The following is a 10,442-nucleotide window of genomic DNA, read 5'->3' as shown; positions in this document are numbered from 1 at the left end:
GCCGCTACGCGGCTACGACGCCTCGCGCCGGACCAGAGGGCGTTCGTCGACCTCACGAAAAAAGGCGGCGCCCGGGGGCGCCGCCTTTCGCGTGGATCCTGCTTCTTGTTTTGACGCCTGCTGATCGAACGCCTGTTAGTCGAACCGTCCGGCCGCGTGGGCCAGCATCGTGTAGACCTTGCCGGTCTCCGAGGTGAGATAGGTGCGGGCGACGACCTGGCCGCGGTCGTTGCGCGAGACCTCCTCGAGCAGCCGCTCGAACTCGCCGATATAGCGGTCGACCGTCTGCTTGAACTCGCGGTCGGCGCGGTAGCGCTTGCGGATCTCGTCGAAGGTCTTCTGGCCCTGCATGGTGTAGAGGCGGCGGGTGAAGACGTTGCGCTCGCCGCGATTGTAGCGATCCCACAGCTCGGCCGCCGCGTCGTGGTCGATCATCCGGGCGATGTCGACCGACAGCGCGTCGAGCGACTCGATGGTGTAGCGGGCCGTCCGGTCGTCGCCGCCCTGGCGCGGGCCGTCCTGGCGCGGACCATGGCCCTGGCCGCGGTCCTCGCCGCCGCGGGGCAGGGGCTGGTCGTCCTCCTCGCGGGAGGCGCGGGTCAGCAGGTCCGACAGCCAGCCGCCGCGGGGGCCCTTGGCGTCGCCGGGTGCGGTGGGCGGGGCCGGGCTCTGCGGCTCGGGATTGCGCTCGACGACGCGCCGCGTCTGCTGCGGCGGGGCCGGGGGCGACGGCGGCCCCATCGGCGCCTCGGCGCGGGGCGGCGGCTCGCGCATCGCCGGACGGGCGCCCGCATCGGCGCGTCCGCCGCCGCCGACGGCGGCCAGCGCCGGCTCCTCGCGATAGACCCGCCGGGTCGGCTCGACCGTGGCCGTGTCGATGGTGCGGCCGTGCCGGGCGACGATGCGGTTGAGCTCGGCCAGCGCCTCGATCTGGTCGACGATGACGCGCCGCATCTGCGCCGCGCTCTCGGCCGTCTCCTGCGGCAGCTCGAGGATGCCCCGGCGCAGCTCCTGCCTGGTGCCTTCCAGCTCGCGCTGCATCTCCGAGGTCATCAGCTTCATGTTCGACAGCACCTCGGTGAAGCGCTCGGTCGCGGTCTGCAGCATCGACTCGGCTTCGTTCGCGGTCTGGCGGAACAGCGCATGCGCCTCGGTCGAGGCCTGCTCGTAGACTCCGCGCAGGCTCTCGGCGGTGCGCTGACGCTCCTCCTCGGAGGTCGACCGCACCCGCTCGTGGTTCTCGGCGATGGCGCGGGCGCCCTGCGAGCTCGCCTCGGCGACGATGCGGGCGATGTCGCGGGCCCGGCCTTCGGCGGCGCCGAGCGACTCCTCGAGCAGATCCGAGAAGCGCCTGAGCCGCAGGTCGAGATCCTCGGTGCGGCTGTCGAGCGTGGTGACCACCGTCTCGAGGTCGACGCGCCGCTCGGAGAGGGCCTCCTCGCTGCGCCGGTTGCTGGTCTCGATCAGGTCGACCATGTCGGTGAGCGAGCGGCCGTGACCGTCGAACTGGGTGACGATCTCGCCGAGCTCGGTCATCACCCGGCCGCTGATGTCCTGGAACGAGCCGATGTGCTCGTTGACCCGGTCGGTGGTCTGGTTGGTGCGGGCGAGCAGATCGTTCATCGTGGTGACGAACTCGGTCACCCGCGACGACAGGCCCTGCTCGATGGCGCCGAGATTGTCCTGGGCGCCGCCGAGAACCTCCTGGATCAGGCCGTTCGCCTCGCGCAGGCGCTCGAACAGCGCGGTGGTGTCCGATCGCAGCATGCCGTGCGTCTCGAGGATCTCGGAGACGGTGGCGACCGCGGTCTGCTTGGACCTCTCGATCGCCTCGTCGGAGACCTTCTGCAGCTCCTCGACGTGTTGCAGCACGTGCGAGGTCGACTGCTCGACGGCCGTGCGGGTCGACTGCTGGAACTCCTGCGCCTTCTGGGCCAGCACCATGCCGGACTGGCCGACCACCTTGGTGGTGGTGTCCTGCAGCTCCTGGGCCTTCTGGGTGAGCAGGGCCGTCGACTGGCCGAACACGGTCTTGGTCGTCTCCTGCAGCTCCTGCGCCTTCTGGGTGAGCGCGGCGGTCGACTGCGCCACCGTGGTCCGGGTCGTCTCCTGCAGCTCCTGCAGCTTCTGGGTGAGGCCGGCGGCCGACTGGGCGACCGTGCTGCGCGTGATCTCCTGCCAATCCTGCATGCGCTTGGTCAGCGCCGCCGCCGAGTCGGTGACCGCGGCGCGCGAGGTGTCCTGCAGCTCCTTCAGGGTCTTGTTGACCGTGTCGGTGGACTTGACGCTGGCCTCGGTGATCACCCGCGCGAGCTCGTTGGAGTTGTCCATCATGGTCTGGGTGAAGGCGAAGGCCTTCGACTCGATGGACTTCACGGCGTGGTCGGTGACCCGGCCCATGCCGGCCGTGAACTCGTTGCCCTTGGCCGTCATCGCCGCGAGCAGGCCGCTGCTCTTCTCGTCGAGCACATGGTTGAGCTCGCCCGAGCGCTTCTCGATGGCGCCGGCGATCTCCTCGGCCTTGCCGACGAAGGTGGCGGCGACCTCGGTGCTGGTGCCGACCAGCGTCTGCTGGACCTCGGCGGCGTTGCGCTTGAGCGTGTCGCTGAGATTGGTCGAGACGGTCGACAGCGTGCGCTCGACCTCGGCGGCGTCCTGCCGCAGCGTGCCGCTCACCTCGGTCGACAGGCCCGTGAGGGCATGCTCGATCTCGGCGGTGTCCTGCCGCAGCCGGCCGCTGATGCCGGTCGAGAGGGCCGTCAGGGTGCGCTCGAACTCGCTCGCGTCCTGGCGCAGCGTGCCGCTGACGCCCTCCGTGACGGTCGACAGCGTGCGCTCGACCTCGGCGGCGTCCTGGCGCAGCGTGCTGCTCACGCCGGCCGACAGCGAGCGCAGCAGGCGCTCGATCTCGGCGGCGTCCTGCTTCAGCGTGCCGCTGACATTGGACGAGGTGGTGCTGAGCAGGCGCTCGAGGTCGACGGCGTCCTGCTTCAGGGTGCCGGCGACGCCCGACGACACGCTGGTCAGCAGCTCCTGGATCTCGTTCACCACGGCGCGCATCTGGTCGGTCGACCCGCCGGCGGCCCGCATGATGCTCGTCTCGGCGTCGGCCGCGCTGCTGCGCAGCGCGCTGGTCGTCGAGGAGGCGAGCCGCTCCAGCGCGACCTCGGCCTCGAGCGTGTTGGTCTTGACCGCTTCGGCGAGCTGCTCGATGCGGCCGGCGAGCGCCTCGGTGCTGACCCGGCTGCGGCTCTCGACGTCGCGCGAGGCGGCCTCGAGGCGGGTGGCGAGCATCTCGGTCGCCGCGTTGCTGCGGGCTTCGACATCGCGCGAGGCCGTGTCGAACCGGGTGGCGAGCAGCTCGGTCGCCGCATTGCTGCGGTCCTCGACGGCCCTGGCGGCGCGCTCGGCGCGCTCCACCAGCAGGGCCGCGGCCGTGTCGGTCCGGGTCTCGACCGTGTGGGCGACGGTCTCGGCGCGCTCGGTCAGAAGGGCCGCGACGCTGCCGCTGCGGGCCTCCATGTCGATGCCGAAGCTGTCGATCCGCTCGCTCAGGAACGAGGCGGCGGTGTTGCTGCGGACCTCGATGTCGCGGGCGAAGCCCTCGAAGCGGTCGAACAGGAAGGTCGCCGTGGTGCCGGTGCGGGACTCGATCTCGGCGGCCAGCCGGTCGACGCGGGCCGCGAAGGCGTCGGCGGCCGAACCGGCCGACTGCTCGATGCCGACCGCCACCGTGGCGGTGCGCTCGACGAGCTGGTCGGCAGCGGCGCGGGTGCGCAGCTCGATGTCGGTCGTCACGCTGTCGGCGCGGCCGAGCAGGTGATCGGCGGCGGCGCGGCTGCGCGCCTCGACCTCCGTGGCGGCCGTTCCGATGCGGCCGACCAGCAGCTCGGCGCTCGACAGGGTGCGGGCCTCGAGATCGCTGGTGACGGATTCGGCGCGGCCGAGCAGGGCGCTGGCCACCGCCTGGGTGCGGGTCTCGATGTCGCTGGTGGCGGTGCCGAGTTGGCCGACCAGGCTTGCGACCGCGGCCTGGCTGCGGGTCTCGACGTCGGCCGTCAGGCTCTCGACGCGCCCGAGCAGGGTGTCGGCCGCCGTGCGGGTGCGCATCTCTATGTCGTGGGTGACGGCCTGGGTGCGGTCGAGCAGGGCCTCGGCGACGGCCTTGCTGCGGCTCTCCACCTCGCCCGTGAGGCTCTCGGCGCGCCCGAGCAGCAGCTCGGCCGCGGCCTGGCTGCGGGTCTCGATCTCGCTCGTCAGCGCGGCCGCGCGGGTGACCAGCAAATCCTCCAGCCGGGCGATGCGGCCGTCGAGCGCGGTGGCGACGTCGTTCGAGCGGGCCGCGAGCGTCCCGTCGATCTCGGTCATCTTGCCGCCGACCGTGTCGATGAACTGCTGGCCGCCGGTGTTGATCAGGCTCGTGATGGCGTCGACGCGGCGGTCGAGCGCGGCGACCACCTCCTTGCTGCTCTCGCCCACGGTCTTGCCGATGTCGGCGACCCGCGTGGTCAGGGTTTCGCCGATCGCCTGGGTGCGCTGGTCGAGGGCCTCCTCGAACCGCACCAGGCGGCTCTCCAGCAGGTCGGCGACCTCGCCCGACTTGGTGGTGACGCGGGTGTCGAAGCCGTCGACATAGACCCTCAGGGTCTCGTTGACGTCCTGGGTGCGCTGGCCGATGCGCTCCACCAGGTCGCCGCCATAGGTCTTCACGGTGCGGTCGAACTCGGCGAGATGCCGGGTGATCAGGCTCGCCAGCGTCGCGCTGTCGCGACCGATGCGGTCGGCGAGCTCGCTGCCGCCGGTGGTGAACATCGCCTCGAAGGCCTGCAGGCGCTCGGACAGCATCTCGCGGACCTGGTCGCCGCGCGAGCCGAGCTGGTCGGCGAGCTCGCCGCTGCCCGTGGTGAGGATCTCCTCGAAGGAGCGCAGGCGCGCCGCCAGCAGCTCGCGCACCTCGTCGCCGCGGCCGCCGACCGTGTCGGCCAGCGCCTGGGCGCTCTCGGTGAGCGTGCGCGTGAAGGTCTCGCCGCGCTCGTTGAGCGCGCTCGTGATGGTGCCGCCGGTCTCCTCGAGCTTGGAGACGATGTCGCCGCCGCGGTCGGTGAGCGCCTCGGTGATGCTGCTGCCGGTCTCCTCGAGCTTGGAGACGATGTCGCTGCCGCGCAGGCTGAGATCGAGGACGATGGAGTCGCCGGTCGCCTTGAGGGTGTTGTTCACCTCGTCGACCCGGGTCGCGATGGTGTCGGCGATCTGGCTCGACGTGTCGACCAGGGTGCCGGAGATCGCGTCGGTGTGGTCCATCACCATGGTGGTGATCTCGCGCGAGCGGTTCTCCAGCAGCTCGACCAGCGAGATGGTCTTCTGGGCGAACTCGTCGGCGACGCGGTCGAGGCGGCCGCCCAGCATGTCCTGCATGTTGTCGGCGATCTCGACGATGGCGTCGTTGAGATGGCCGGTCTTGAGGTTGAGGCCGTCGGTGAGGCGGTCGCTGACCGCCTCGATGGCGCGGGTCGCCTCGTCGCTGGTCCGCTCGAGGCGCTCCAGAAGGTCGCCGCCGCGCTCGCCGAGCGCCGCGATCATCGAGTCGCCGGCCGACCCGAGCGCCAGCGTGATGTGCTCGCCCTTCTCGGCGAGTGTCCGGGTGATGCGCTGGGCGACCTCGCCGACGCGCTCGCCGACCACCTCGCTGACCGTGAAGATGTCGTGCGACAGGTCGAGATGGACGTTGCTGATGGCGTTGCGCACCTGCTCGGCCTCGCCGACCAGCGTCTCGCGCTGCTGGGCGATGCCGTCGAGCAGGTTGCGGATGCGCACCTCGTTGTCGTTGTAGGCGCGCTCCAGCGCGGCCACCTCGTTGTTGACCAGGGTCTCCAGCTCGACCGCGCGGGCGATGGCGCGCTCGACGCCGTCGCCCATGGCGGCGACCTCGCGGCGGATCGCCTGGCCGACGCTCACCACGGAGTCGTAGGCGACGGTCTCGGGCTCGGCGAACCGCATGGCGGCCCGCGCCATCGCCTGGGCGACGATGCGCAGCTCCTGCGAGCGCGACACCATGTGGGCGAGCACGAAGAAAAAGACGATCGGGGCGGCGATGCCGGAGGCGATGCCGAAGACCAGCGGCACCGCGACCGCACCCTGGCTCATCAGGGCGCCGATCTCGGCCGAGTAGCCGAGGATCAGGCCGAGCGCCGAGATGCCCCAGGCGGCGCTGAACAGGCTGGCCACCATGTAGGGCGTGCGGGCCGGTCGGCGCTGCAGCGACTGCAGCACCTGGCCGATGGTCTCGCGGTCGTCATTGGCCGGGACCGACGGCGTGTCGTCGAGCCGGCGCGGGGCGGTGTCCGGGAAACCGGGCATGGGATCGTCGAGCGACATGGATCGATCGCGTCGGCCGTCGGCCGAGGTCAGTGCTGGACTGTCCGAAGTGGAGGTCGAGGTCGGCTCGGTGCCGCCCACATTGAGGGCCTCCTGGATGGCCGACAGAGCGACCTCGGTCGGGTCCTTGGCCTTTTTCGGATAGTTAGCCATGTCGTCGTCGCCTCGCGTGCTACGCTGAACAGGATTGAGGCCCTGTGGATAATCGTGGTCGTTCCGCGCAACCGCACGGTGTCGTGACCACGGCCCGCAGGCGGGAATGACAATGCCGCTGGGATTCCCCCCTGTGGTCAGGCTATCCTAGAGTGGTGGAAGCCCAAGGGAAACCAAGTTTGGTAACCTCTTTTTAATCATCGTTAACGGTGCGCCCATGCCAGCCCTGCCCCTACGCACGGACGACCGCCTGCCTCTGGCCCCCGATCATCATGAGGGCGACAATACGGCGTCTCTGCGGCCGAGCGAGCCTCAGCGCCGCTACCTCGAACGTGGCCTGGCCGAGCCGGGAGGCAAGCTCCCGCTGTTCGACCCGGAGGGCCGCATGGTGCCGCGCAAGACCGTCGAGGCCTGCGTGACCCACGGCTGGGCCCGGCCCTGGTTCGACAATCCGCTCAAGCCCGACTGGCTGGTGTGCCGCCTGACGGCGGCCGGCTACCGGGTGGTCGGGCGCGAGCCGCCGACGGCCTGAGGCGCTGCGGCGGACTGGTCTGAAGAAGTCCGCGCCGTCGAGCGCGGGACGGTGAGCTGTCGCGCCCGTCGGCTGGGTCGCCGTCACCCCGTCAGTCCCCAGGGGACCATCCGTCCCGGTCTCCTTGGTCCGGACTCCCGATAATGGACTCTCGAGGCTGCAGGTCGGACCGTCGTTCGGATCGAGCTCCGGTTGAGCAGCGATCCCAGCCGCCTTCTCGGGTTTTCCGTTTCATCCCTTCCGATCTCTGAAGAGAATCTCCGAAAGAAGGGCTGTTTTGGCCCGGCACGGGCCATTGCGATGTTGCGCCGATGCAACGCCGTTCCCGCGTCGCTTCCGGCATTTACTCGAAGGTGAGAATCCGGCGCCACAGTACGGCCAGAAAAAAATCGGGGCGTCACATGCACAAGCATTCCTGGCTCGAGCCTCCCGTCCAGCCGGTTCCGGGGCCCGTCCCGGAGACCGCCGGGCCGGAGCCGATCGACCGCGTCCACCTGTTCCGGATGACGCTCGGCGACCGCCACCTGCAGGACGAGGTCTTGGATCTGTTCGATCAGCAGATCGCCCTCCTGGTCGCCCGCATGGACATGGCGCCGCCCGCCGCCGCGGCGACGCTGGCCCATACCCTGAAGGGCTCGGCCCGGGGCATCGGTGCGTGGGGGGTGGTCGAGGCCGCCGAGGCCATCGAGATGGCCGTCGCGATCGGAACGAACCTCGCCGGACCGATCGCCGCCATGGCAGCGGCCGGTGCCGAGGCCAGCCGCGCCATCGCCCTTATGCGGCAGAGTCCAGATGCGGCAGAGTGAAGCGGGGTAGGGCGCCGTCTCGCGGCGTCCTCTTGCAAGGCGTGCCGCGGCCCCCATTTTCAGGAGGAAGCTGGACGAGCCCCCCTCCCCCCCTCACATCGTCCGGCCGACAGTGGCCCCGGTCAAAAGCCGGGGCCATCTGGTGTTTGGGGCGCGGTCATGCGGGGTTGCGGCAACCGACGTCCCGGCCCGAAACCCGAAACCCGGGACGCTGGCGTCCGGCCATCCGAACTTTTATAGAGGGCGGCCGGTTTCATCCGTCCGCCACGGGCGCCGGGTCCGGTCATCGTCCTCTCGCGTCCACAAGCCCTTTCGAGCGACCCGCAAAGCCTCATGGTCAAGATCACGTTCGTCAGCTTCACCGGATCGTCCAGCACGGTCGAGGCCCAGCCGGGTGCGACCGTCATGGAAACCGCCATCAAGAACGGCGTGCCCGGCATCGAGGCCGAGTGCGGCGGCGCCTGTGCCTGCGCCACCTGCCACGTCTATGTCGACGAGGCCTGGGGCGAGATCGTCGGCCCGCCGACCGCCATGGAGGAGGACATGCTCGACTTCGGCTACGACGTGCGGCCGAACTCGCGGCTGTCCTGCCAGATCAAGGTGCGCGAGGAGCTCGACGGCCTCGTCCTGCAGACGCCGGAGCGACAGGCCTGACCTGCCGCTTGTGGCGGCGCAAAGCCTGCCGGTCGTCGTCGTCCGCGCAGGCGGACGACCCAGTATCCACCGGAGTCTTTTGTTTCACCCCAGACGCTGCGGCGTACTGGGTGCTCCGCCTGCGCGGAGCACGACGGACGCGGTTGTTCTCGGCGTCGTCGCCGGGCCTGACCCGGCGATCCATCGTCTTGCGAATAAACGTCTTTTTGCGCGAGTGATGGATGCGCGGGTCGCGCCCGCGCATGACGGCTTTCACGGATGGCTCACCCCACCTCGGGAATCGCCGGGGCGCCGGCGCGGATGCGGGCGGCGAGATCGTCCGGGAAGGGGCGCGGCTTGCGGGTCTCGGCGTCGACCATCACCAGCGTGCTGCGGCACAGCGCGGCGCAGCGCTCGCCGGTGAACAGGCCCTGCGAAAAGACCAGCGAGCTGCGTCCCAGCCGCTCCACCCCGGTGCCGATCAGCACGTCGCCCGGCCAGTGCAACTCGGCCAGGTAGTCGACCGTGATGCTCGCCTGCACATAGGTCGCGCCCGGCACCCGCATTCCGTAGCGGGGATCGCGCAGCAGGACGACCCGACCGGCCTCGAAGAAGGTGACGAAGACCGCGTTGTTGACGTGGCTCTGCGGGTCGAGGTCGCGGAACCTTATCGTATGCACGACGTGGTGGGGAAAATCGGATGGGTGCGGCGGCTGGCGCCGCTGCCGGGTCTTGTCGTCAGGCACGGGTTGCAGTCCTCGCGGGGGTGTCCTAAGGGCTCCGGGAGATCGAGCCGACGCTCTTAAACGACGCGGCGGGCGCGCCCGCAAGGCGTTCTCCGGCGCACGGGCGCCGTGTGGTTATCACCGGGATCAGCCAATGACCGAACCGATCAAGACCGACGCGCTCGTCATCGGGGCCGGCCCCTGCGGGCTGTTCGCCGTGTTCGAGCTGGGCCTGCTCGACATCAAGGCCCATCTGGTCGACGTGCTCGACAAGGTCGGCGGCCAGTGCGCCGAGCTCTATCCGGAAAAGCCGATCTACGACATTCCGGCGGTGCCCCGGATCACCGGCCAGGGCCTCACCGACGCCCTGATGGCCCAGATCGCCCCGTTCGACCCGACCTTCCATCTCGGCGAGATGGTCGAGACGATCGAGCGGATCGGCGACCCGCTGTTTCGCTGCACGACCGATCGCGGCACCGTGCTCGAGGCCAAGGTTGTGGTGATCGCCGCCGGCGGCGGCTCGTTCCAGCCCAAGCGCCCGCCCATCAAGGGCATCGAGGACTACGAGGGCTCCTCCGTCTTCTACGCCGTGCGGAAAATGGAGGAGTTTCGCGACAAGCGGCTGATGATCGTCGGCGGCGGCGATTCCGCCATCGACTGGGTCGTCAACCTGCAGCCGGTCGCCCATCGCATCACGCTGGTGCACCGGCGCGACGAGTTCCGCGCCGCGCCCGACAGCGTCAACAAGATGCGGGCGCTGGTGGCGAGCCGCACCATGGACCTGATCATCGGCCAGGTGATGGCGCTCGAGGGCGAGGGCGGGGCGCTGTCGGGCGCCGTGGTGCGCGGCAATGACGGCTCGACCACGACGATCCCGTGTGAGGCGATGCTGCCGTTCTTCGGGCTCACCATGAAGCTCGGCCCGGTGGCGGACTGGGGCGTCGCCCTGAAGGACAATCTGGTCGTGGTCGACACCGAGAGGTTCGAGACCAGCGTGCCCGGCCTGTTCGCCATCGGCGACATCAACACCTATCCGGGCAAGCTGAAGCTGATCCTGTCGGGCTTTCACGAGGGCGCCCTGATGGCGCAGGCCGCCGCCCGCTACGTCTTCCCGGAGAAGCGCGTCGTCTTCCAGTACACGACCTCGTCGACCAATCTGCAGAAGAAGCTCGGCGTGGCCTGAGCCGCGCCGAGCGCGATCCGATCCGTCGCCCGACA

At 70.0% G+C, this 10,442-nt stretch carries 6 protein-coding genes; 4 read left to right on the top strand and 2 right to left on the bottom strand.

The annotated features are described in order from the left end of the window. Nucleotides 1–135: 135 nt before the first annotated feature. Nucleotides 136–6,528, bottom strand: coding sequence for a hypothetical protein (locus HXX10_RS21865; protein WP_296525220.1), 6,393 nt, complete (start codon nt 6,526–6,528; stop codon nt 136–138). 217 nt (nt 6,529–6,745) lie between these two features. Between HXX10_RS21865 and HXX10_RS21860 the strand changes: the two genes are divergently transcribed. The 3 genes from HXX10_RS21860 (at nt 6,746) to HXX10_RS21850 (ending at nt 8,520) form a co-directional block, all read left to right on the top strand. Further along, on the top strand, nt 6,746–7,060 hold the full coding sequence (locus HXX10_RS21860) for a hypothetical protein (RefSeq protein WP_296525218.1): 315 nt from the start codon (nt 6,746–6,748) through the stop codon (nt 7,058–7,060). A 401-nt stretch (nt 7,061–7,461) separates the two neighbouring features. Continuing rightward, nucleotides 7,462–7,866 (top strand): Hpt domain-containing protein, encoded by a 405-nt coding sequence (locus HXX10_RS21855; RefSeq protein WP_296525217.1) that lies wholly within the window; start codon nt 7,462–7,464, stop codon nt 7,864–7,866. Nucleotides 7,867–8,199: 333 nt separating this feature from the next. After that, nucleotides 8,200–8,520: a 2Fe-2S iron-sulfur cluster-binding protein gene (locus tag HXX10_RS21850; RefSeq protein WP_296525216.1), complete on the top strand. Its 321-nt coding sequence runs from the start codon at nt 8,200–8,202 to the stop codon at nt 8,518–8,520. Between the two features lie 263 nt (nt 8,521–8,783). On the opposite strand, the gene HXX10_RS21845 is transcribed toward HXX10_RS21850, so the two are convergent. Then, nucleotides 8,784–9,245, bottom strand: coding sequence for a thioesterase family protein (locus tag HXX10_RS21845; protein WP_296525214.1), 462 nt, complete (start codon nt 9,243–9,245; stop codon nt 8,784–8,786). Nucleotides 9,246–9,378: 133 nt separating this feature from the next. On the opposite strand from HXX10_RS21845, the gene HXX10_RS21840 reads away from it, so the two are divergent. Further along, nucleotides 9,379–10,407: an NAD(P)/FAD-dependent oxidoreductase gene (locus HXX10_RS21840; RefSeq protein WP_296525212.1), complete on the top strand. Its 1,029-nt coding sequence runs from the start codon at nt 9,379–9,381 to the stop codon at nt 10,405–10,407. Nucleotides 10,408–10,442: the final 35 nt, after the last annotated feature.

It is taken from the genome of Rhodoplanes sp. (assembly GCF_013377085.1).
In the GTDB taxonomy this organism is placed as follows: Bacteria; Pseudomonadota; Alphaproteobacteria; order Rhizobiales; family Xanthobacteraceae; genus Rhodoplanes.
The sequence above is the reverse complement of the archived record's forward strand: the minus strand, read 5'-3'. Positions and strand labels throughout refer to the sequence as shown.

Coding starts and splice junctions, on each gene's coding strand:
- HXX10_RS21865 (WP_296525220.1), bottom strand. CDS start 6,528: ATGGCTAACTATCCGAAAAAGGCCAAGGACCCGACCGAGGTCGCTCTG.
- HXX10_RS21860 (WP_296525218.1), top strand. CDS start 6,746: ATGCCAGCCCTGCCCCTACGCACGGACGACCGCCTGCCTCTGGCCCCC.
- HXX10_RS21855 (WP_296525217.1), top strand. CDS start 7,462: ATGCACAAGCATTCCTGGCTCGAGCCTCCCGTCCAGCCGGTTCCGGGG.
- HXX10_RS21850 (WP_296525216.1), top strand. CDS start 8,200: ATGGTCAAGATCACGTTCGTCAGCTTCACCGGATCGTCCAGCACGGTC.
- HXX10_RS21840 (WP_296525212.1), top strand. CDS start 9,379: ATGACCGAACCGATCAAGACCGACGCGCTCGTCATCGGGGCCGGCCCC.